At 35.0% G+C, this 24,399-nt stretch carries 14 protein-coding genes; 12 read left to right on the top strand and 2 right to left on the bottom strand.

Features of this window, described 5'->3' with window-relative positions; genetic code table 11:
* Positions 1-108 precede the first annotated feature (108 nt).
* Entirely contained in the window at positions 109-2,022 is a 1,914-nt protein-coding gene (gene nagB, locus P2W65_RS20280) for a glucosamine-6-phosphate deaminase (protein ID WP_289660535.1), read from the top strand.
* A 290-nt stretch (positions 2,023-2,312) separates the two neighbouring features.
* Here nagB and P2W65_RS20275 read toward each other — a convergent pair whose 3' ends face one another.
* Both P2W65_RS20275 and P2W65_RS20270 read right to left on the bottom strand, forming a co-directional pair.
* The gene (locus P2W65_RS20275) at positions 2,313-3,029 is read right to left on the bottom strand and encodes a LytR/AlgR family response regulator transcription factor (RefSeq protein ID WP_289660533.1); all 717 of its coding nucleotides are present in this window, start codon (positions 3,027-3,029) and stop codon (positions 2,313-2,315) included.
* 71 nt (positions 3,030-3,100) lie between these two features.
* The gene (locus P2W65_RS20270; RefSeq protein WP_289660531.1) at positions 3,101-4,159 is read right to left on the bottom strand and encodes a sensor histidine kinase; all 1,059 of its coding nucleotides are present in this window, start codon (positions 4,157-4,159) and stop codon (positions 3,101-3,103) included.
* Between the two features lie 130 nt (positions 4,160-4,289).
* Between P2W65_RS20270 and P2W65_RS20265 the strand changes: the two genes are divergently transcribed.
* The 11 genes from P2W65_RS20265 (at position 4,290) to P2W65_RS20215 (ending at position 24,180) form a co-directional block, all read left to right on the top strand.
* Positions 4,290-6,527: a GH92 family glycosyl hydrolase gene (locus tag P2W65_RS20265; protein WP_289660529.1), complete on the top strand. Its 2,238-nt coding sequence runs from the start codon at positions 4,290-4,292 to the stop codon at positions 6,525-6,527.
* Between the two features lie 22 nt (positions 6,528-6,549).
* On the top strand, positions 6,550-8,427 hold the full coding sequence (locus P2W65_RS20260; RefSeq protein ID WP_289660527.1) for a sodium:solute symporter family protein: 1,878 nt from the start codon (positions 6,550-6,552) through the stop codon (positions 8,425-8,427).
* A 290-nt stretch (positions 8,428-8,717) separates the two neighbouring features.
* Positions 8,718-9,683, top strand: a complete 966-nt coding sequence (locus P2W65_RS20255; RefSeq protein ID WP_289660525.1) for a glycoside hydrolase family 130 protein — start codon at positions 8,718-8,720, stop codon at positions 9,681-9,683.
* A 7-nt stretch (positions 9,684-9,690) separates the two neighbouring features.
* Positions 9,691-10,764, top strand: coding sequence for a carbohydrate-binding family 9-like protein (locus tag P2W65_RS20250; protein WP_289666210.1), 1,074 nt, complete (start codon positions 9,691-9,693; stop codon positions 10,762-10,764).
* Positions 10,739-11,857 carry a putative glycoside hydrolase gene (locus P2W65_RS20245; RefSeq protein WP_289660522.1) on the top strand — a complete coding sequence of 373 codons (1,119 nt, stop codon included), beginning with the start codon at positions 10,739-10,741 and terminating at the stop codon, positions 11,855-11,857. Before P2W65_RS20250 ends, P2W65_RS20245 begins: the two co-directional genes overlap by 26 nt.
* A gap of 90 nt (positions 11,858-11,947) precedes the next feature.
* A complete protein-coding gene (locus tag P2W65_RS20240; RefSeq protein WP_289660520.1) occupies positions 11,948-12,973 on the top strand; it encodes an isoaspartyl peptidase/L-asparaginase family protein in 1,026 nt (341 codons plus the stop codon).
* A gap of 315 nt (positions 12,974-13,288) precedes the next feature.
* Entirely contained in the window at positions 13,289-15,601 is a 2,313-nt protein-coding gene (locus tag P2W65_RS20235; protein ID WP_289660518.1) for a glycoside hydrolase family 20 protein, read from the top strand.
* A 276-nt stretch (positions 15,602-15,877) separates the two neighbouring features.
* Entirely contained in the window at positions 15,878-17,731 is a 1,854-nt protein-coding gene (locus P2W65_RS20230; RefSeq protein WP_289660515.1) for a glycoside hydrolase family 35 protein, read from the top strand.
* Between the two features lie 36 nt (positions 17,732-17,767).
* Positions 17,768-19,252, top strand: a complete 1,485-nt coding sequence (locus P2W65_RS20225) for an alpha-L-fucosidase (RefSeq protein WP_289660513.1) — start codon at positions 17,768-17,770, stop codon at positions 19,250-19,252.
* Between the two features lie 35 nt (positions 19,253-19,287).
* Entirely contained in the window at positions 19,288-21,507 is a 2,220-nt protein-coding gene (locus tag P2W65_RS20220; protein WP_434783346.1) for a GH92 family glycosyl hydrolase, read from the top strand.
* A gap of 12 nt (positions 21,508-21,519) precedes the next feature.
* A complete protein-coding gene (locus P2W65_RS20215) occupies positions 21,520-24,180 on the top strand; it encodes a glycoside hydrolase family 3 protein (RefSeq protein WP_289660508.1) in 2,661 nt (886 codons plus the stop codon).
* The last annotated feature ends 219 nt before the right edge of the window (positions 24,181-24,399 follow it).

Genomic DNA, 24,399 nt, shown 5'->3' with positions numbered 1-24,399 from the left:
CCTTATTTTGTTTTCTGCCGAACGACAGCCGTTATTAGTCGAATTTTTGGTAATAACGGATAATATAATTCTACTTTTATCTTGCATTAATTAAATCAGCAGAGCGGTATGATTAAAGAAGATATAGGTTTTAGGGAAGCAGGGAAATTTGAAGAAACTCGTTTTGAGAAAATTCACAATGTTATTTTCGAATCGTCGCAAGAAGCTTCTGTATTGGTCGCTCGAGAAATCGCTAATTTAATTCAGAGAAAAAACGAACTGAACGAACCTTGTGTTTTAGGTTTGGCTACAGGATCTTCTCCTATCAAAGTTTACGAAGAACTAGTTAGAATGCACAAAGAGGAAGGGCTTAGTTTTGCTAATGTCGTTACCTTCAATTTGGACGAATATTATCCTATGGATAAAAATGATATGCAGAGTTATTATCATTTTATGCATGAGCATTTGTTTCATCATGTAGATATTCCTTCAGAAAACATCAATATTCCAGACGGGCAGGTGAGTGCCGAGGAATTACAACAGTATTGTATCGATTACGAGATGAAAATTATCTCTTATGGAGGTTTGGATTTTCAGCTTTTAGGAATCGGAAGAACGGGACATATTGGTTTTAATGAACCTGGCTCACATGTAAATTCAGGTACAAGAAGTATTACTTTGGATCATATTACCAGAGTTGACGCAGCTTCTTCTTTTTTAGGAATAGATAATGTTCCGAGAAAAGCCATTACGATGGGAATTGGTACTGTTAGAAATGCAAAAAGAATTGTTTTACTAGGATGGGGAATCAGTAAGGCAGGAATTATAAAAAAGACAATCGAAGGAAAAGTTTCTTCGCAAGTGCCAGCGACGTATTTACAAGAGCATGACAACACAACATTTGTTCTGGATACCGAAGCTTCGTCTGAATTGACGAGAGTTAAAACGCCTTGGCTGGTTAAGTCTTGTGTTTGGACAGATGAACTAAAATTGAAAGCGGTGGCTTGGTTGAGTGAGTTGACTAAAAAGCCGTTTTTAAAGTTGACTGATAAAGATTATAACGACAACGGAATGTCAAGTCTTTTGACAGAAGAAGGAACTGCATACGATTTAAACATTAAGATGTTTAATAAAATGCAGCAGACGATTACAGGCTGGCCGGGAGGAAAACCCAATGCTGATGATACCTACAGACCGGAACGTTCTATGCCGGAAAAGAAAAGAGTAATCATTTTTAGTCCGCACCCAGATGATGATGTGATTTCAATGGGAGGAACTTTTGATCGTTTGATTGAGCAAGGACATGAAGTTCATGTAGTATATCAAACATCTGGAAATATTGCAGTTTCAAATGAAGAAGCTTTGAAGTTTGCAGAAATTTCAAAAGCATTGAATCCTGATTCTAAAATGTCTGATAAAATAATTGAATTTCTTCAGAACAGAACAGGGAATGAGATTGACTCATTAGAAGTTAGAAAATTAAAAGGATTAATTAGAAGAAGTGAATCTTTTGGAGCAACACGTTATTTAGGTTTGCCAGATTCTAATGTACATTTTTTAGATCTTCCGTTTTACGAAACAGGAACAGTCAAAAAGAATAATCTTTCGGATGCAGATGTTGATATTATGTGCGACATTATTGAAAGAATAAAACCGCATCAAATTTATGCTGCTGGAGATTTAGCAGATCCGCACGGAACTCATAAAGTGTGTTTAGACAGTTTGTTTGAAGCTTTAAAAAGATTAAAACAAAAAAGCTTTATGAACGATTGTTGGGTTTGGCTTTACAGAGGCGCTTGGCATGAATGGGAATCGTACCAAATTGACATGGCAGTACCAATGAGTCCTGATCAGGTTTTAAAGAAACGGCATGCTATTTTTTATCACCAGTCTCAAAAAGACGGCGTAATGTTCCAAGGTGATGACAGCAGAGAGTTTTGGGTGCGAGTTGAAGACAGAAACAGATTGACTGCGGAAAAATATCATAACTTAGGATTAGCAGATTATTCGGCTATCGAGGCGTTTAAACGTTATCATTTCTAAGTGTTTTTGCGGCAATAAAGATAATAGACTATTTCATGGTTTATTTTGGTTAGTTACCTATAATTGAGAGAAAATGCGGTCGTGGTTGGCCGCATTTTCGTTTTTATATGGTTTTTGTATTTTATAATTATAGAGTTTTTTTTAACCGCAAAGAACGCTAAGGTTTACGCAAAGGTCGCTAAGATTCTTTTTGATTATTCTGATGTAGAGCAAAAAAAAAAGTTCACAAAGCTTTGTGAATAAACTTTGCGAACCTTGCGTAAACCTTAGCGCTCTTTGCGGTTAAATCATTAAATAGAAGAATTCAGGATTTTTTGTTTTACTTCGTCAATATAAGATCTTCCTATAACGTATCGAAGTCCTTCAATTTCAATGCTGTTTCCTTCTACGGCGTCAATTTTATCAATGGCAATGGTGTAGGATCTGTGGATTCTTATAAAATCTCTTTCTGGTAGTAATCCTGTAAAATCTGATAAAGTGCTGTGAATGATGAACTTTCCAGAAGTAGTGCTGATTTTTAAATAATCCTTTAAACTTTCGATAACCAGAATTTCGTTTAAGAAAATCTTCTTCATTTTTTTCTTGTCGATTTTAACGAAGATAAAAGGATTTTCTTTGCTGTTTTCCTGTGGTAATTTGCTCGTTGTATTATTAAGACGTTTGTTGATTTTGTTTACAGCTTTCATCAAGCGCGGAAACTCAATTGGTTTTACTAAATAATCTAAAACATCCAATTCGTAAGTCTCAATTGCAAACTGATCATAAGCGCTTGTAATAATAAGCAACGGCGGATTTTCTAAACTTTTAATAAAATTAATACCGTCTAAAACAGGCATGTTGATGTCTAGAAAAATTACATCAATAGTATTGTTTTTCAAGAAATTCAATCCCTCAATAGAATTACTAAAGGTGTTTACTAATTCTAACTCCTCAATCTGTTCAATATAATTTTTAATAACGTTTATTGCCAATGGCTCATCATCGATAATTAAACACTTTATTTTCATTTGTAAATATATTATTTAGGCCGATAGTTGGTTTTTTGTAGGTATAGTTTTGGAAATTGCTAAAAGCGAGACTATGTGACCTTTATAGCTAGCTTAACGACAAAAATATTCTTTTTATTTTTAAATGAAAGCTTATAGTCACTTTTATTATATGCTAGTTCAAGTCTTTTTTTGACATTTTCAATACCTATACCACTTGACTTGTTAAAATTATCTTTATGTACGGTAAATTCGGGCATTGGGTTTGAAATTACGAAATATAAAAAATCTCCCTTGACTTTAAAGCTGATGTCAATTATCACATTTCCTGTGTTTTTATTGACACCGTGCTTAAATGCATTTTCTACAAAAGTCAATAATAACACAGGAGAAATTTCTTTGTCATGAATATCTCCAGAAATGTACATGTTTACTTCTAAACGTTCTCCGTTTCGTATTCTTTCCAAATCAAGATAATTCTGGATACACATGATCTCGTTTTCTAAAGACTGTTTTTTTTCTTTTGTTTCATAAAGCATGTAACGCATTAATTCAGAAAGCTTCAGAACTATTTTAGGGGTCTTGTTGGATTTTTCAACAGATAATGAATAGATATTATTTAAAGTGTTAAAGAAAAAGTGCGGTGAAATCTGTGATTTTAAAAACAATAATTCTGTTTCTAATTGTGACTTCTCCAAATCGGTAACACGTCTTTGTTCTTGTAATAAATCGAGAGTGATTTTAATTGCAGTTACAAAAGTCATAACATACAATTCACCCATCATCATGTCTATTGTATAATTTAAAGTAAGTTTGTTAATAGTTTCCGGTCCTTCGGGCCAAACATCGTGTGTAATTAATAAATAGGTAAGATTAAATTTCAATACAACCATTATAAAAATGGCAGACAAAACGGTTACTATATATAGGAAGTATTTCTTGCGGTAAACTAAATGTGGCATCAAAATTAAAATGTTAAGATAACATAATGCCATGTGAATTGGAAAACCAAGCAATGTTGTTTTTAATGAGTAAATGTAATCATTAAAATAGCTTCCCCAACGTAGTGTATTGAGCATAAAATAGGATAACCAAAAGTAAGCATGATAGCGTACAGGCAGTTTATAAGATTTGCTAGAGTTGAAAATCATAATGGTATTATAAAATGTCGTTTATTACTTTTTTTTGATGTTTAGAGCTGTTTAAATGTCGTCCGTCTAAAATTATTTTGGTAAAAGTTGAATTTATCTAAATTTAAAGTTAAATTAATATTGTTTTGATATGAGGAAAATTACTCTGCTCTCTTTAACGGTAATTTTTATTGCAAGTTGCAAAATAAAAGTTGATAAAAACAAAGATCACAAAAGTTTTGCTACAAATTATGTGGATCCTTTTATAGGTACTGGTGGTCACGGACATACGTATCCGGGTGCAACAGTTCCGTTTGGGATGTTACAAGTAAGTCCGGATAATGGAATTTCTAGCTGGGACTGGTGCTCAGGCTATCATTATTCTGACTCTATAGTTTCTGGATTTAGTCATTTACACTTAAGCGGAACAGGAATCGGTGATTTGGCAGATATTTTATTTATGCCGACAAACAAAAAATTAGATTTAACCGCCAAAGCCGCTTCACGCGATTTCCTTCCGTATAAATCAAAATACAATCATGTTAACGAAAAAGCAGTACCGGGTTATTACCAAGTTTTTCTTGAAGATCCTAAAATCAATGTAGAATTAACTTCTACACAAAGAACCGCATACCATAAATATACCTATAATAATAACGACACGCAATCTGTTATTGTCGATTTAGGTTTTGCTATTAACTGGGACAAAGCGATAAAAACGTCTATCAAAATTGAAGACGCTAATACTATTAGTGGTTACCGTTATAGTACAGGCTGGGCAAAAAATCAAAAAGTGTTTTTTGTAGCTAAGTTTTCTAAACCTATTACAGAATCTATTATTACAGCTGATAAAAAAGTAGTTTCTGGTCAAAACGCTGAAGGGGAAAACACCGCTTTACAATTGTTTTTCGATTCTAAAAATTCTACAGAATTAGGCATAAAAGTGGCACTTTCTTCTGTAAGTATTGAAAACGCAAAAGGTAATTTAGATAAAGATCAGGAATTTGAAAAAGTAAAAGCTGCAGCTTCTTCTGATTGGAACAAAGCTTTGAGTAAAATTACAGTTGAAACTCCAGTTGATTCTCTTAAAACAATTTTCTATACCGCTTTATATCATGCACAAGTGGCACCTGTAACGTACAGCGATAAAAATGGTCAATTTCGAAGAGAAGATGATAAAATTATTACCGCTAAAGATTATACAGCATATTCTACATTATCACTTTGGGATACGTTTAGAGCAGAGAATCCATTGTTAACCATCTTAGAACCAACAAAAGTTTCCGATTTAGTGAACTCGATGTTGGCGTATTATGAAACAAAAAAAATACTTCCGGTTTGGACATTATATGCCAATGAAACCAATACTATGACAGGATATCATTCGATTCCAGTTATTGTTGATGCTTATATGAAAGGTATTAAAGGTTTTGACGCCGAAAAAGCTTTTGAAGCCATGAAAGCAACCATGATGCAGGACGAACGCGGATTAAATTTCTACAAAAAATACGGTTATATTCCATATAACTTATTAGATGAATCAGTTACGATTACTTTAGAATATGCTTATGATGACTGGTGTGTAGCTCAAATGGCAAAAGCATTAGGAAAACAAGCAGATTACGAGTTTTTCTCAAAACGTTCCAAAGCATACGAATATTTATTTGATGCAAAATCAGGTTTCATGAGAGGAAAATCGGAAGATGGAAAATCTTGGAATGAGCCTTTCGACCCAAAACACTCTAATCACAGAGAACATACCGATTACACAGAAGGAAATGCTTGGCAGCACAGCTGGTTCGTTCCTCATAATGTAGACGATTTTGTAAAACTTCACGGAGGAAACGACACTTTTACTAAACGTTTAGAACAGTTATTTACGGAGAGTTCTGAAATTACTGGAAACAATGTTTCAGCAGATATTTCTGGTTTGATCGGACAATACGCGCACGGAAACGAGCCAAGCCACCATATTGCTTATATGTTTAATCATGCAGGTCAGCCTTGGAGAACACAATATTGGGTACGTCATATTTTAGACACGCAATATAATACGACAGCAAACGGTTTGAGCGGTAACGAAGACTGTGGTCAAATGTCGGCTTGGTATGTATTCAGTTCAATGGGATTATATCCAATGAATCCGGCTTCAGGCGAATATGAAATTGGAAGTCCGATTTTCGAGAAATCAACTTTAAATCTTCCAAATGGAAAAACTTTTGTAATTGAGGCAGAAAATGTTTCAGACAAAAAATTCTATATCCAATCGGCTACTTTAAACGGAAAAGCATTTAATAAAACAGCTATCTCTCACCAAGAAATGCTAAAAGGTGGTGTGCTTCATTTTGTAATGGGAGCACAGCCAAACAAAAACTGGGGTCTAAACTAACTAATTCAAAATAAATAATTTAATGAACATTATAGACGTATCAATCATTTTAATCTATATCGTAATGTCGGTCGGTATAGGAATCTGGATTTCAAGAAAAGCATCAAAAGGACTTGATGATTATTTCCTTGGAGGAAAATCAATCAAATGGTATTTTTTAGGATTGAGTAACGGCTCTGGAATGTTTGATGTTTCAGGAACTTCCTGGATGATTGGCGTTTTATTTCTATATGGTGTAAAAAGTTTCATGTTTATGTGGCTTTGGCCAATTTGGAATCAGATTTTCGTCATGATGTTCCTCGCAGTCTGGATTAGAAGATCAAAAGTAATGACAGGTTCTGAGTGGATTTTAACTCGTTTCGGAAGTGACAAAGCAGGAAAAGCATCACATATTATTGTAGCGATTTTTGCGATCATTTCTACAATTGGTTTTATTGCTTATTTCTTTGTCGGAATCGGAAAATTTGTAACGATTATTCTTCCTTGGGATTTAACAGTTCACCTAAATGGTTCTGTTTTTTTAACGTCTGAACAGGCTTATGCTTTGTTAATCATTTTCTTAACTACAATTTATACGGTTAAAGGCGGCATGTTCTCTGTTGTAGCTACAGAAGTTGTACAATATATCATTATGATTGTTGCCGGAGTTTTAATCGCTGGTTATGCTTTCATTAATTATACAGATATTCAAATCAATTCGGTTATTACGCCAGAATGGAAAAATGTTTTCTTCGGATGGGAATTTGAAACACAATGGAGTGATAAATTCGAAACATTCAACAGATTGATTGATACAGAAGGTTATAAAATGTTTGGCGCTTTCATTGGAATGACTTTGTTTAAAGGATTCTTTGCCAGCGTTGCAGGACCAACTCCAAGTTACGATTTACAGCGTGTTCTTTCTACAAAATCGGTAAAAGAAGCGGCTTATATGAGTGGTTTTACCAATTTGATTTTATTTATTCCAAGATATTTATTAATTACAGGAATTGTAGTTATCGCTTTAGTAAATTTAGCACCAGAATTAAATGCAAACGTAAATCTAACAGGAGCAGATTTAGAATTATTGATGCCAAAAGTGGTCAATCTTTATATCCCGGTTGGAATTAAAGGAATTCTTTTAGCGGGATTATTAGCGGCGTTTATGTCTGGATTCTCGGCTTTCGTAAATGCAGGACCAGCTTATATTGTAAACGATATTTATAAAAAATATTTTAAACCAGTTGCTTCAAACAAACACTATATCAAAGTAAGTCAGATCTCTTCTTTCTTAGTGGTTGGTTTAGGAGTTTTCATGGGATTCTTCGCAGATTCTATCAACTCATTAACACTTTGGATTACAAGTGCATTATATGGAGGATATGTGGCAGCCAACTTCTTGAAATGGATTTGGTGGCGTTTTAACGGATGGGGTTATTTCTGGGGAATGGTCGGCGGATTAGTGGCTGCTTCGCTTCAATTCGTGTTGGATCAAAATAAAGGAAATTTAGCTCCTGGAACATTTTTACATCAGCTTTCAGAAGTGCCTTCAATTTACTTATTCCCATTAATTTTTGGATTCTCCATTTTAGGCTGTCTTTTAGGAACATACCTAAGTAAGCCAACCGATATGGAGGTTTTAAAATCTTTTTATTCAAACGTTAGACCGTGGGGATTCTGGAGTCCAGTTTACAAACAATTAAAAGCAGAAGATCAGTCTTTCCAAAAAAATAATGATTTCTACCTAGATATGATGAACTGTATTATCGGTATTGTTTGGCAGTCAAGTATGATTCTACTTCCGATTTATTTTATCATCAGGGATTATCCAAAAGCAGGAGTGGCGTTGGTAGTTTTCGTAGTGACAACTACGATATTGAAATTTACTTGGCTGGATAGAGTTAGAAAGATTGAAGAGTAAAGAATATAGAATTAAGATTTTAGAGGAAATTATTTTGGTTCTAGATAAATTTTAAACACATAGAAACATAGATTTTTCTTGACTTTGAAAAAGGAAAGAGAAAGAAACTAGTTTCTAACACATAGCTTTGAACATAGCCTGTAGTTTCAACTGCGGGAACGTAAGATTGGACATCAAGCTATGTTATTTATTTAAAAGTGAAACACCTTTTAAGTGTTCCAAATAACTATGTCCCTATGTGTTTCAAAAAAATAAAGAATAAAAAAACTAATAAATAAAAAAAACAAAAAATGAGTACTATTCCTTGGCAAGACAGACCCGAAAACAGTAAAGATGTAATGTGGAGATATTCTGAGAATCCAATTATCGACAGATATTCGATTCCTTCATCAAACAGTATATTCAATAGTGCAGTTGTACCTTTTGGAGATGGTTATGCTGGGGTTTTCAGATGTGATAATAAAGCAGTTCAGATGAACATTTTTGCTGGTTTCAGTAAAGATGGTATCAATTGGGACATCAACCACGAACCAATTGTGATGCAGTCTGGAAATACAGAAATGATCGAATCTGCTTATAAATATGATCCACGTGTGGTTTGGATCGAAGATCGTTACTGGATTACTTGGTGTAACGGTTACAATGGACCAACAATTGGTATTGGTTATACTTTCGATTTTAAAGAATTTTTTCAATGCGAAAATGCCTTTTTACCATTCAATAGAAACGGAGTTTTATTCCCACAGAAAATCAATGGAAAATATGCGATGTTAAGCCGTCCAAGTGATAACGGACATACGCCTTTTGGAGATATTTGGATCAGCTACAGTCCAGACATGAAATATTGGGGAGAACACAGATTGGTAATGAAACCAAGTCCATTTGAGCAAAGTGCTTGGCAATGTACAAAAGTAGGTGCGGGACCAATTCCGATTTTAACTGATGAAGGCTGGTTAATGATCTACCATGGAGTTATTAATACTTGTAACGGTTTCCGTTATGCAATGGGATCTGCTCTTTTAGATGTTGATTCACCAGATCAGGTAAAATATAGAACTCAGCCTTATTTATTAGGACCAGCAGAAACGTATGAAATGGTTGGTGATGTGCCAAACGTAGTTTTCCCATGTGCGGCTTTACATAATATTGAAGAAGATAAATTAGCAGTTTATTATGGTGCGGCAGATACTCATGTAGCGATCGCTTTCGGAAAACTGAGTGAAGTAATTCAATTTACAAAAGAAAATAGTTTATAATATAATGATGCATAGTAGAGGTAAATTATTGTCCCTAGCCGTAACTTTTTTTTCGCTGCTGGGTTATGCGCAATCTGAAAAACCGGTTACACCGAAAAGTTATATTGCGTATAAAACTTCTCAAGAGATTGTTATCGACGGCGATGGAGCTGACAAAGCTTGGGAAAAAGCATCTTGGACAATTCCTTTTGTCGACATAGAAGGTGTTGAAAAGCCAAAATACAATACTCAGGTTAAGATGCTTTGGGACGATAATTACTACTATATCCTAGCCAAAATGGAGGAGCCTCATGTTTGGGCAAACCTAAGACAGCGTGACACTATTATTTTCTACAATAATGATTTTGAAGTTTTTATCGATCCTGATAATGATACTCACAATTATTATGAATTAGAAATTAATGCGCTGAATACGGCTTGGGATTTATTCATCAATAAACCATACCGAGAAAAAAACACCGTTTTAAACGACTGGAATATAACAGGTTTAAAATCGGCAGTAAAGGTGGATGGAACGTTAAATAATGCTTCAGATACAGATAAAGGCTGGACATTAGAAATTGCAATTCCATGGTCGGTTTATAAAGCATCCTATTTCGATAATATTGTACCAAAAGATAAGTTTTGGAGAGTTAATTTCTCACGAGTAAACTGGCAGCATTCAGTTATCGATGGAAAATACGAACGTAAAAAAGATTCAGAAGGAAAGTTTCTCCCGGAATACAATTGGGTTTGGTCGCCTATGGGAGTCATCAATATGCATGAGCCCGAAAAATGGGCTTATGTATATTTTTCCTCAAAAGAAGTAGGAGGACAAGATTCCTTTACACTTCCGCAGGAGGAAAAGGTAAAATGGGAACTGTATACATTGTTTAGAGCTCAGAAAAGGTATTTCGAAAAAAATAAATCTTGGGCAAAATCGTTACAAAGTATCAGTTCAAAAAATATAATTGTTGATGGTAAGACTTTAAAACCGATAGTAGAGAATCATTTAACAGGATTTAATATTTCAGTAAAAAGTCCTTTTTCAAACAAAACCTTAATAATAAAAGAAGATGGTAAAATTATTACGAACGAGTAAGTTGCAAAAACTATCAAAAGTTTTAGTATTAGCGCTTTCGCTGAGTTTATTCTCTTGCGGACAAAAAGAAACTAAAGCAGAAGAAAACGGAAAATTCATTTTTGGAGTTTGGACCACTGCCGACGCTAAAAAATCGGATTCAGATTATTCGAAAGAATTCAAAAAATACAAAGATGGTGGTATTGACGAAGTTTTAATTAATACCAATACTGACCCAAAACTTTTGGCAAGATTAGTGCCTCTTGCAGCAAAAGAAGGCTTAAAAGTTCACGCTTGGATTATGGCAATGAACCGTCCAAATGATTCAATCGCTCTACAGCATCCAGATTGGTATCAAGTAAGCAAAGAAGGAAAATCTTGTTTTGATAACCGCCCTTATGTAGATTATTACCAATGGCTTTGCCCTACTAAAGAAGAATCTAGAAACCACGTTTTAGGTTTAGTTGAAGGATTAGCAAAAGTTGAAGGAATCGAAAGTGTGCATTTAGATTACATTCGTTTCCCAGATATTTTCTTGCCAATCAGTTTATTACCAAAATACAATTTAGTTCAGGATACAGAATTACCACAATTTGACTTCTGTTATTGTGATGCGTGCGTAAGTAAATTCGAAAAAGAACATCATAAAAATCCAAAAGAGAGCCATAATACTTCGATTGATATGGAGTGGAAAAACTTCAGATTAAATGCAGTAAAAGCGGTTGTTGACGATGCCTATAAAATTGCTCATAAACACAATAAAAAATTAACGGCAGCAGTATTTCCTTACCCAGAAATGGCAGACCACATGGTGCGCCAGCGTTGGGATAAATGGAATATAGACGAAGTATATCCAATGATTTATCATAGTTTTTATGATGAAGAAATTGACTGGGTAGGTTACGCAACCAAACAAGGTGTAGCCGATTTAGAAGGAAAACCGACGAAAGTAAATACTGGAATTTATATTCCGGGGTTAAAATCAGATGCAGAATTGAAAGAAGCGATTTTACAGGCTAAGAAAAATGGCGCAACAGGAGTTTCTTTTTTTGACGGAAATGCCTTATCAGATAGTAATTTAAAAACGATTAGAGAGGTAAAATCGGCTTTGTAGTCGATTTTACTGGGATTAAAAAGTATTACTGATTAATTTAGCAACATTAAGAACATTTTGTTTCTGAAAGTTGAATTAAAACGAAAAGACATGTCAAATAGAAGAGATTTTATTAAGAAAACCACTTTAGGCACCTTAGCCATAAGTTCTGTTTTGGGCGTAAGCGGATTTGCAGCTACTTCTGAAAAAGAAGAAACTGTGGCAGAACCAAAAGAAAAAAAACAGCAGAAACCAATTATTATTTCGACATGGAATCACGGTCTGCCTGCAAATAAAGAATCTTGGAAGAATTTAAAAGAAGGAAAATCGGCTTTAGATGCTATCGAAGCTGGAATGAAAATACCGGAGGCCGATCCAACTGTCCGCAGTGTTGGTTATGGAGGATATCCGGATCGCGAGGGAAAAGTGACTCTTGATGCCTGTATCATGGATCACAACAGTAATTGCGGTTCTGTTTGTTTTTTACAAGGAATCAAACACCCAATTTCTGTGGCAAAAAGAGTCCTGCAAAATACACCGCATGTCATGTTAGCAGGACAGGGTGCATTGCAATTTGCCTTATCTGAAGGTTTTAAAGAAGAAAATTTATTGACTCCAGAATCTGAAAAAGACTGGAAAAAGTGGCTGGAAGATTCTAAATACAAACCAGTTATTAATATAGAAAACCACGATACCATAAGTATGCTAATGTTAGATCAAGACGGTAATCTTTCGGGAGGGTGTACTACTAGTGGTGCTGCCTGGAAGATGCACGGCCGCGTCGGTGACTCCCCAATAATCGGCGCGGGTCTTTTTCTTGATAATGAAGTTGGTGCTGCAGCGGCAACAGGTTTAGGCGAAGCGGTTATTAGAACTGCTGGAAGTGCCATGGTGGTCGAATTAATGCGTCAGGGAAAATCGCCTTATGATGCTTGTAAAGAAATCACAGAACGTATTTACAACAAACATAAAAACCACAAAGACATGGAATATCTGCAGGTTGGTTTTATTGCTTTGAATAAAAATGGCGAATACGCAGGTTACAGTCTAAGATCAGGATTTAATTACGCCGTTTCTGACGACGTAAAAGGTCACAGAATGGAAGACGCGAAATTTAAAATGTCTTGGGATAAATAAAACAGGGCGTAAATGTTTTTAAACACATAGAAACATAGATTTTTATTGTGTTTAGAGGCGTTTCACTTTTAATAAATAACATAGAGTTTGATGAGAACTTTGTCAAAGTTTCAAACTTTGACAAAGTTTTTCGAAACAGTTTTGTCATTCCGAGGAACGAGGAATCACACTCGGGATTCGACAAAGATTGGCGACATTCTGCGAGGAATTTCTATTGCGATTTCTCCTTTCAGTCGAAATGACAAACTAAACCTAAAAACTAAATCTTTAAAAGCTCTTAAATAAGCAACTTTTAGAGAAACCAAAAAACAAAGAATGAAAAAATTACTATTCCTATTAACCCTAATCTCTTCAATTTTCTCGGCTAACGCACAGAAAGTTTATACGGAAAGTGATATTCGTATCATTCCAAAACCGACTCAGACTTTTATCAAAACGGGTGTTTTTGAATTTACAAAAGATACAAAGTTTGTAGTAAACGGTGATTTCCAAAAAGATGCTGCCAATGCTTTGGCTTCTAAATTTGGAACTGCAGCAGGATGGAAACCAGAAGTGACTACAAAAGCTCCTGCAAGTAATTATGTTTTATTGAAAACAGATCCGAACTTAAAGAATGAAGCTTACGTTTTAGATGTAAATCCGACTAATATTACTATTTCTGCGAAAGGAAATAACGGTTTTCTGTACGCTTTAGAAAGCATCAGACAATTACTTCCTGAAGCAATCGAAAGTCAGTTCGCCATTACTTCTGCAAAATGGCAGATTCCAAGTTTGACAATTAATGATGAACCTCGTTTTAAATGGAGAGGTTTAATGTTGGATTTTTCACGTCATTTCTTTGATAAAAATTATGTTTTAGCTACGATAGATCGTTTGGCAGCGCATAAAATGAACGTTTTGCACATGCACTTAGTGGACGATCAAGGCTGGAGAATTGAAATCAAAAAATATCCAAAACTAACAGAAGTTGGTGCATGGAGAGTAGACCAGGAAAACAGAAGCTGGAATGCCAGATTGACTACAAATCCTGATGAAAAAGGAACTTACGGCGGGTTTTTTACACAAGATGAATTAAAAGAAATTGTAAAATATGCTGCAACAAAAGGAATTGAAGTAATTCCGGAAATCGAAATGCCGGCTCACGTAACCAGTGCCATTGCCTCTTATCCTGAATTGGCTTGTTTCAATCAGAGAATTGGTGTTCCGTCAGGCGGAGTTTGGCCATTGACTGACATTTATTGCGCTGGAAAAGAAACTACGTTTGAGTTTTTGCAAAATGTAATTGATGAAGTAATCTCTATTTTTCCTTCAAAATATATTCATATTGGTGGTGATGAAGCGACGAAAACGAATTGGGCAAAATGTCCGCATTGTCAGAAAAGAATCAAAGATGAACGTTTAAAAAGTGTTGACGAGTTACAAAGTTATTTTGTAAAACGTATGGAAAAATACATCAATTCAAAAGGTAAAAAAGTTATCGGTTGGGATGAGATTTTAGAAGGTGGTTTAGCTCCAGATGCAACAGTAATGAGCTGGAGAGGAATGAAAGGCGGTATCGAAGCTGCAGATCAAGGCCATGATGTTATTATGACTCCAGAAACTCCTTGCTATTTCAACTTTTATCAAGGGCCACAAAATGAGGAGCCATTAGCGTTTGATGCTTATAATCCGTTAAGTGAAGTGTACAAATTTGATCCTGTAGTGGCAACAATGACACCTCAGGAAGCTGCACATGTTTTAGGCGGTCAGGCCAATTTATGGGCAGAACATATTGCTGGGCCAAAAGATTCTGAATATATGATTTTCCCAAGACTAGCCGCTTTATCAGAAACGTTGTGGAGTCCAAAAGAGAAACGCAATTGGAATGATTTTACATCGAGATTGTTTGCAATGTTTAAACGTTACGATTATCAAGGATTAAATTATGCGAAAAGCGCTTATTTGGTAACCGCTTCTTCAACAGCTGATTTAGGGAATAAACAAATCAAAGTAGAGTTGAAAAATGAGTTTCCAAATCCAGACATTAGATATGTTTTAGGAAATCAAAACATTGAACATCATGCGATAAAATATACTACTCCAATTGAAATCAAAGAAACAACAGTTTTAAAAGCTTCTTTGTTTCAGGATGATAAACCTGTTGGAAAAGTATATACAGATACCATTATTTTCCATAAAGCATTTGCACAAAAAGTAAAATATTTGACTCCGTTTAATAGTAATTATAAAGGAGATGCCAATACAATGGTTAATTCCATTAGAGGAAGCAAAAATTTTCACGATGGACAATGGCAGGCTTGGCTGGTCAATGATATGGAATTGGTAATTGATCTTGGAAAAGTAGAAAGCATTGAACAAGTAATTGTTGGAGCTTTAGAAAGCCAGGGTGCAGGTGTTAATTTCCCTATTCAGGTAAAAGTATTGATTTCTAATGATGGAGTTAAATACACACAAGTTGGAAAAGTAGTTCGCCCTTATGCGGTAAACCCTGTTCCAGAATTGAAAGATTTCAAAATTAATTTCCAAAAACAAAATGCACGTTTTGTAAAAGTAATCGGCGGTAATCTGAAGAAAAGCCCGAAAGGAGAAAGTTCATGGTTATTTGTGGATGAGATTTTGGTGAATTAAATATTTTTAAACACATAGAAACATAGATTTTTAAAAAAGAAAAACTCGGTAAAAGAGTTTAGAAAGAAACTAGTTTCTAACACATAGCTTAACGTGAAATGCTTGTGACAGCTTTTTCAAAGTTTCAAACTTTGAAAAAGCTTTAAAATCATGTTTTTCACTTCGATAAAGAAGAATTATTAAAGAATAACTCTCTGTAGTATTTGATTTTCTAGGTCGTTTACTACTTTAAGATTGCAATTTTTTAAGTTTATGAATGTATAATCTGAAAAAAAAATGAAAAAGATATTATTTAAGCTTGGAGTATTATTGATTTGTTTGATGCCTTTTTTTACTAGTGCTCAAACAAAAGGATTTTCTATATCTAATGGAGAATTTCAAAAAGATGGGAAAATTATAAAAATACATTCAGGAGAAATGCACTATGAGCGTATTCCTAAAGAGTATTGGAGACATCGATTACAGATGATTAAAGCTATGGGATTGAATACCGTGGCAACCTACGTCTTTTGGAATTATCATGAAATTGAGCCAGGTGTATGGGATTTTAAAACAGGAAATAGAGATTTAGCAGAGTTTTTACGTATTGCTAAAAGTGAAGGATTATATGTAATTCTTAGACCAGGGCCGTATGCATGTGGTGAATGGGAATTTGGAGGATATCCTTGGTGGTTGCAAAATAATCCAGATTTAGTAATCCGTACCAATAACAAAGCATTTTTAGAAGCATGCAAAACGTATCTGGAACAATTGTATGCAGTGGTAAAAGGAAATTTTGCAAACCAGGGAGGACCAATTATTATGGTTCAGGCTGAAAATGAATTTGGTTCTTATGTTTCTCAAAGAACGGATATTAAAGCTGAAGATCATAAAGCATACAAAATTGCAATTTATAATATGCTTAAAGAAACGGGTTTTCCAGAGCCTTTTTTTACTTCTGATGGTACTTGGTTATTTGAAGGCGGTGCTATTGAAGGTGTGTTACCAACTGCAAATGGAGAATCAAATATAGAAAATTTAAAAAAACAGGTTGATAAATTCCATAAAGGAAAAGGACCTTATATGGTAGCTGAGTTTTATTCTGGTTGGTTGGATCATTGGGCAGAACCATTTATTAAAATTGGATCTGAGGAGATTGCAAGCCAAACCAAAAAGTACCTTGATGCAGGTGTTTCTTTTAATTATTACATGGTACACGGCGGTACTAATTTCGGATTTACCTCTGGAGCAAATTATAATGAAGAAAGTGATATTCAGCCGGATATTACAAGTTATGATTATGATGCGCCTATTAGTGAAGCAGGTTGGGCAACACCAAAATTCATGGCTATTCGTGAAGTAATGCAAAAGTACTCTAAAACAAAATTAGCGCCGATACCTGAGAAAATACCAGTAACAAAATATCCTAATCAGCCTGTCAAATCAAGTATGGATGTTTTAAGCTGGATCAAAAAAGAAAAAGCGGTTGTAAATGACCAGCCCTTAACATTTGAAAAGTTAGGTCAGGGAAATGGATATGTTTTGTATCGAAAAAGATTTACGCAGCCAATTTCTTCTGGCAAATTGAAAATTGAGGGATTGAGAGACTTTGCTACCGTTTATGTAAATGGAGTTAAGGTGGGTGAATTGAATAGAGTTTTTAAAAATTACGAGCTAACCCTTTCTATTCCTTTTAACGGTATTTTAGAAATTCTGGTTGAAAATATGGGACGTATTAACTACGGAGCTGAAATTGTACATAATACTAAAGGTATTATTTCTCCAGTATTCATTAATGAATATGAAATTAGTGGTGGATGGGAAATGTATAAAATGCCGATGAATGAAGTGCCAGCAGTTAAAAATGAAACGATAAAACCTGGACGACCAGTTTTATATGAAGCTACAGTAAACATAGAGAAACCAGCTGATACTTTTCTTGATATGACCAATTGGGGAAAAGGAATTGTATTTGTTAACGGACACAATCTTGGCCGCTATTGGAAAGTAGGACCGCAGCAAACGCTTTATGTACCAGGCTGTTGGTTGAACAAAGGTGTAAACAAATTTGTTGTATTGGAGCAGCTTAATGAAAATGCTCAAACAGAATTAATTTTTACAGATCAACCGATATTGGATAAATTAAACTAAAAAACAAAGAATAAATAAATTATAAATTAGAGTAAAATGAAAAAAGGAATATTCATGATCGCCCTTTTATTTTCAGTACAAATGTTCTCTCAGGCCATTTATGAAGATGAAAGATACGTACCAGAAACAGATCCGGCAGTATTAAAAAACTTAGACGAATGGCAAGGCAAAAAATTTGGTCTGCTAATGCACTGGGGAACTTACAGCCAATGGGGAATTGTAGAATCCTGGTCTATCTGCCCTGAAGATTACGGATGGTGTGAACGTAAAAAAGGAAGCAATCCATCTAATTATAATGATTATATCAAAGACTACGAAGGATTAAGAAAAACATTTAATCCAGTAAAATTTGATCCTGCAAAATGGGCTAAAGCGGCTAAATATGCAGGAATGAAATACATGGTTTTTACCACCAAACACCATGACGGTTTCAATATGTATGACACTAAATATTCTGATTACAAGATTACGAGTAAAGATGTTCCTTTTCATACCAACCCAAAAGCAGATGTTTTAAAAGAAATTTTCAACTCTTTTAGAGGTGAAGGGATTTCAACTGGAGCGTATTTTTCTAAACCAGACTGGCATAACGAAAACTATTGGGATCCGTATTTCCCTCCTTTCGACAGAAACGTAAACTACGATCCGTCTTTATATCCTGAAAAATGGCAGAAATATGTTGATTTCACCCACAACCAAATCTTAGAAATCTTAACGAACTACGGTAAAGTAGATATTTTATGGTTAGATGGAGGATGGGTTAGAAAAAGAGACCAAGTGAACATCAAAGAAAACTATGACGAGAAATTTACAGAAAACGAATCTAAAAACGGTTTCATTAAACATAGAGTTGTTGACCAAGATCCAAAAATGGATGAGTTAGTGATCAAAGCGCGTCAAAAACAACCAGGTTTAATTGTGGTTGATAGAGCGGTTCATGGTAAAAACCAAAACTACTTAACTCCAGAAGGACGTGTTCCTGCTAAAACATTGCCTTATCCTTGGGAATCTTGTATTCCAGCTGGTGGTGGATGGTCTTATTCTCCAGGAGCTACTTACATGACTGGACGTCAAGGAATTCATTTGTTAATTGATATTGTAGCAAAAGGTGGTAACTTATTATTAAACGTTGCCCCAAGTCCAGAAGGAGAATGGGATAAGGGAGCTTACGATTTATTACAAGCTTACGGTGACTGGATGAAAGTAAACAGCACAGCAATTTACAATACAAAACCAATCGAGCCTTATAAAGAAGAAAATATTTGTTTTACACAAAATAAAGCAGGAAATGTATTTGCATTTTATTTAGCTAAAGAAGGAGAAGACAAAATTCCTGCTGAAGTTACTGTAAAAGCTATCAGTCCTAAAAAAGGAACAAAAATTACGATGTTAGGTTCTAAAACGTCTTTAAAATGGACAAAAGAAGGAAACGGATTTAAAGTAATTATTCCAGAAAGTTTAAGAAATAATCTTCCTGCAAAAGAAGCATGGACTTTAAAAATCGAAGCGATCAACAGATAAAAATGAAGCCTATGGTTTTAAATATTAAAAATAAAATGAAAACAGCATGTATTCTATACATGCTGTTTTTTAGCATTACGATTTTTGCGCAGGAACCTGCCGATTTCGTCAATCCGTTTATTGGGACTTCCAATTATGGCGCGGCATATCCGGGTCCAATTGCTCCACGCGGAATGGCAAGTATCAGTCCGTTTAATGTGGCTGGAGTAAAAAATACGCCTATGGAAAAAGACAGTCAGTGGCTTTCGAATCCGTATGTGAATGAAAATACTTTTTTGACAGGTTTTAGTCAGGTGAATTTAAGCGGAGTTGGCTGTCCGGAATTAGGTGTTATTTTATTGATGCCAACCACTGGAGCAGTAGAAATCGATCACTTAAAATACGGTTCGACTTATTCTAATGAAGTGGCGAAAGCTGCTTATTATAGCGTAAACATCGATAAGTACAAAGTGAAAGGCGAATTTACAGCTTCAAAACGAGTTGGGATTAGCAGATTCACTTTCCCGAAAGGGCAATCTAATATTTTACTAAATCTTGGTTTAGGTTTAACAAACGAAGAAGGTGCAATGGTAAAAGTCGTTTCTTCTACAGAAATTGAAGGAATGCGTTCAGTTGGTTCATTTTGTTACAACAGTCCAGAAGATGCTTATCCGGTTTATTTTGTGGCTCAATTTTCTAAACCTGCCGATAAATTCGGAGTTTGGAAAAAAACTCCTAAATATAATGGTGTAGAAGCACAATGGATGGGCTACAACGGAAAAGCCAGAATGATGGATAATACAATAAAAACCGTTGTAGGGGATAGTATTGGAAGTTATTTTACCTATAAATTCGATAAACAAGAAACGGTTGAAGTGAAGATCGGAATTTCGTACGTAAGTATTGAAAATGCCCGTGAAAACTTAGCAAAAGAAGTGGGTAACAGAACTTTTGATGCCATTTACAAAGAAACCTACAACGAATGGAACGAAGAATTGTCTAAAATTTTGGTTGAAGGTGGTTCAAAAGATGACAATACGATTTTCTACACGGCTTTGTATCATACTTTAATTCACCCAAATACTTTAAATGATATTAACGGAGAATATCCAGTAATTAAAAGAAGTAAAATTGCTAAAACCAAAGATACTCGTTATACCGTATTTTCTTTGTGGGACACGTATAGAAATGTCCATCCGTTAATGTCTTTGGTTTATCCAAAACAGCAATCGGATATGGTAAAAAGTATGTTGGATATGTTCGATGAAAACGGCTGGTTACCAAAATGGGAATTGAATTCGACTGAAACTTTTACCATGGTTGGAGACCCTGCAAGTATTGTAATTACAGATACTTATATGAGAGGAGTTCGTGATTACGATGTTAATAAAGCCTATTATGCGATGTTGAAAGGCGCAGATAATATTGAGAATAATCCGCTTCGTCCGGGATTGAAAGATTATATCAAAAAAGGATATTTAACAACTGACAATAAAGGGCCAGTTTCGACGACTCAGGAATATAATATTTCAGATTATTCGATTTCACTTATGGCCAACGAATTCGGTGATAAAGACAATGTTAAACGTTTTAAAGAACGTTCTTTATCTTACAGAAAATTATTTGATAAAAACTTAAATCTGCTTCGTCCAAGAACTCCTGACGGAAAATGGTACGAGCCATTTGATCCAAATTCAGGAGCCAATTTTGAAGAAAATGTTGGTTTTATCGAAGGAAATGCCTGGCAATATGCTTTTATGGTTCCGCACGACATTATTGGATTAAAGAAATTAATGGGCGGTGATATACCATTTTCGGCACAATTGCAGAAAATCTTTGATAGCAAACAGTTTGATATGGCAAACGAACCAGATATTGCTAATCCGTATTTATTCAATTATGTGAAAGGTGAAGAATATAAAGCTCAGGAAATGGTAAAAAAATTGGTTCACGAATATTTCAAAAATGAACCAAAAGGATTACCAGGAAATGACGACACTGGAACAATGTCTGCTTGGTTAGTGTATTCGATGATGGGAATTTATCCAATATCGCCGGGAGATCCAATCTACACTATTACAGCACCAATGTTTCATAGAGTGACGATAAAATTAGATCCAAGATATTATAAAAAAGAAAGCATTGTAATTGAAAGACAAATCAATAATGATGGAAAAATCAATTCGATTGAGCTAAATGGAAAATCACTTAATAGCTTTTTTATTTCGCATGATGATTTTGTGAATGGAACAAAACTTAAAGTGATTCAAAACTAAACACACACAACTATGTTACAATTAAGAATGAGAAAAACGGCCATTATTTTTGTAATGGCTGTTGGTTTTTTAAACCAAACCAATGCCCAGAAAAAGTATCCCTATCAGGATGCCAAGTTACCAGTAGAAGAAAGGGTTCAAGATTTGTTAAGCCGTATGACGCTTGAAGAAAAAGTGCGTCAGATGGATATGTACAGAGGAGATTTTTTTAAAGATAAAGAAGATTTTGCAAAATCTAAATCGGCAGAAAAAATTGGAAAATTAGGAATAGGAGCGATTCATGACCTTTATCCGCGTTCGGCGAAAATGATCAATGATTTACAAACCAATGTAATCAAAGGAAACCGTTGGGGAATTCCGGCGCTGATTATGTGTGAAATGCTTCACGGATATTTAGACGAAGGAAGTACCGCTTTCCCAATGAATATTGGTCTTGGAGCAACTTGGGATGTTGCGACGATGGACAAAGTTGGAAAAGTTATTGGTATGGAAGCTAGAGCACATGGTGTTCATTTTGGTTTTGGGCCAAACTTAGATTTAGGACGCGAACCAAGATGGGGACGTGTTGCTGAAACATTTGGCGAAGATGCTTTCTTGAACAGCGAAATAGGTTTGGCTTTCATTAAAGGATTGCAGGGAGATGATTTAAAATCGGATCGTTCTATTATTGCAGAACCAAAACACTTCGCAGTTCACGGTATTCCACAAGCGGGAGGAAATTCTTCTCCTATTTTGGTTGGAGAACGTTCTGCTAGAGAAGACCATTTGCCATCTTTCGAAAAAGCATTTAGAAAAGGAGGTGCTTTAGGAACGATGTGTGCATATTCTGAGTTAGACGGAATTCCTTGTGCAGCCAATCATTGGTTATTGACAGATGTTTTAAGAAAAGAATGGGGCTTTAAAGGAATTGTGGTTTCAGATTTAGGAGCTATTAAATATATTCAAACTACTCATAAAGTGGCTGATTCTCCAAAGGATGCTATTAGAGAAGCGGTTTCTTCTGGTGTTGATATGCAATTTTATGATTTTAGTAATGAATTTTGGCAGAACACCATTATTGAATTGGTAAATGAAAAGAAATTGACAACAGAAAATATCGACCGTGCGGCGGGAGGAGTTTTACGTTTGAAATTCTTATTAGGATTATTTGAAAATCCATACACAGAAAAAAATCTGATTAAAGAACGTTTTCATACACCAGAAAACCAGAAAGTTGCTTTAGAAGCGGCTCAGAAATCTATGGTTTTATTGAAAAATGAAAACAATACTTTGCCTTTAAGCAAAAGCTTGAAAAATATTGCGGTTATCGGGCCAAATGCAAATGCTTCAAGATTGGGAGGTTATGCTCCGAAAAACAGCGTTGGAATGACGGTTTACGAGGGAGTTAAAGAATTGGTTGGAAAAACGGCTAATGTAGTTTATGAAGAAGGTGTTCCGTTAATCGTAAAAGGACAGATTATTCCATCTAAATATTTATTTACTCCAGACGAATCTCAAAACGGATTAAAAGGAGAATATTTCAACAACAGAAATCTAGAAGGAACTCCAGCATTGACTCGTATCGACAGTCAGTTAGAGTTTGACTGGCCTTGGGCTCCTGGAGATGGTGTTAATGTAGATGATTTTTCTATCAGATGGACCGGATTCTTAAAATCAGATCAAGCATTAGACGGTTGGTTAGGTTTAAGTTCTGATGACGGAATTAGAATGTATATCGATGATCAATTGGTAATCGACAACTGGACAAAAGGAGCAACAAGCATGGTGACGGTTCCAAAAAACATCGAAAAAGGAAAAAAATACAAAGTCCGCATTGAAATGTGGGAAGGAGGCTGGGGAGCCAGAGCTCATTTCCGTTGGAATTTAGAAAAAGTAAACTTACAACCAGCAATCGAAGCAGCTAAAAAAGCAGATGTTGCGATTGTAGTTTTAGGAGAATCTAATGAATTAGTTGAAGAAAACAGAGATGTAGCTTCTTTAGACTTATTCGGAATTCAGCAGCAATTAATTGAAGAGATTCACAAAACAGGAACTCCAGTAGTTTGTGTGTTATTAAATGGTCGTCCGCTTTCTACAAACTGGATTGCTGAAAACATTCCTGCCGTTTTAGAAGGATGGTTCCCAGGTGAATTAGGAGGTAGAGCAGTTGCTGATGTTTTATTTGGAGATTACAATCCAGGAGGAAGATTGCCAATTACAGTACCAAAGTCAGTAGGACAACTACCTATATATTATAACCAAAAACCATCTGCGATCCATAAATATGTAGCAGAAAGCGAGCATCCGTTATATTCTTTCGGTTATGGATTAAGCTATACGAAGTTTGAATATTCTAATTTAAAACTGAATACTACTGAAATTAAGCCAAACGGAGAAGTAAAAGTTTCTGTTGATGTTAAAAACGTTGGAGACAGAGATGGAGATGAAGTAGTGCAATTGTATATTAATGACGTTTACAGCAGCACCACTACACCTGAAAAAACGTTAAAAGGATTCGAAAGATTAAATATTAAAAAAGGAGAAATAAAAAATGTTGAATTTACACTTACACCAGAAGAGCTATCTCTTTGGAACAGAGAAATGAAGCGCGTTGTAGAGCCTGGAGATTTCGAAGTTATGGTGGGCGGAAATTCGACCGATTTACTTAAAACTAAATTCAAGGTTTTGAACTAAAATCGATAAAACGCAGCTAATATTTAGGCGTTTCTTTACTAAAAAAATGAATATTCTAAAAAAGGCCAAAATCTATGAGATAAATAGAGTTTTGGCCTTTAAAATAAGGAAGAGTTGGATTACAAATGAAAACGTTTTCTTTCAATTTTCAGGCAAACTTTCACCAACACCTTTGTAAAATGGTCATTTGTCGAAATTATGTATTGTTAACAAAACGTA

The organism is Flavobacterium panacagri (assembly GCF_030378165.1).
GTDB lineage: Bacteria > Bacteroidota > Bacteroidia > Flavobacteriales > Flavobacteriaceae > Flavobacterium > Flavobacterium panacagri.
This window is presented reverse-complemented; position numbering and strand designations above follow the sequence as displayed.

Bases quoted from the DNA above. Each gene is read 5' to 3' on its own strand.
- nagB (WP_289660535.1), top strand. From the start codon at position 109: ATGATTAAAGAAGATATAGGTTTTAGGGAAGCAGGGAAATTTGAAGAA.
- P2W65_RS20275 (WP_289660533.1), bottom strand. From the start codon at position 3,029: ATGAAAATAAAGTGTTTAATTATCGATGATGAGCCATTGGCAATAAAC.
- P2W65_RS20270 (WP_289660531.1), bottom strand. From the start codon at position 4,159: ATGATTTTCAACTCTAGCAAATCTTATAAACTGCCTGTACGCTATCAT.
- P2W65_RS20265 (WP_289660529.1), top strand. From the start codon at position 4,290: ATGAGGAAAATTACTCTGCTCTCTTTAACGGTAATTTTTATTGCAAGT.
- P2W65_RS20260 (WP_289660527.1), top strand. From the start codon at position 6,550: ATGAACATTATAGACGTATCAATCATTTTAATCTATATCGTAATGTCG.
- P2W65_RS20255 (WP_289660525.1), top strand. From the start codon at position 8,718: ATGAGTACTATTCCTTGGCAAGACAGACCCGAAAACAGTAAAGATGTA.
- P2W65_RS20250 (WP_289666210.1), top strand. From the start codon at position 9,691: ATGCATAGTAGAGGTAAATTATTGTCCCTAGCCGTAACTTTTTTTTCG.
- P2W65_RS20245 (WP_289660522.1), top strand. From the start codon at position 10,739: ATGGTAAAATTATTACGAACGAGTAAGTTGCAAAAACTATCAAAAGTT.
- P2W65_RS20240 (WP_289660520.1), top strand. From the start codon at position 11,948: ATGTCAAATAGAAGAGATTTTATTAAGAAAACCACTTTAGGCACCTTA.
- P2W65_RS20235 (WP_289660518.1), top strand. From the start codon at position 13,289: ATGAAAAAATTACTATTCCTATTAACCCTAATCTCTTCAATTTTCTCG.
- P2W65_RS20230 (WP_289660515.1), top strand. From the start codon at position 15,878: ATGAAAAAGATATTATTTAAGCTTGGAGTATTATTGATTTGTTTGATG.
- P2W65_RS20225 (WP_289660513.1), top strand. From the start codon at position 17,768: ATGAAAAAAGGAATATTCATGATCGCCCTTTTATTTTCAGTACAAATG.
- P2W65_RS20220 (WP_434783346.1), top strand. From the start codon at position 19,288: ATGAAAACAGCATGTATTCTATACATGCTGTTTTTTAGCATTACGATT.
- P2W65_RS20215 (WP_289660508.1), top strand. From the start codon at position 21,520: ATGTTACAATTAAGAATGAGAAAAACGGCCATTATTTTTGTAATGGCT.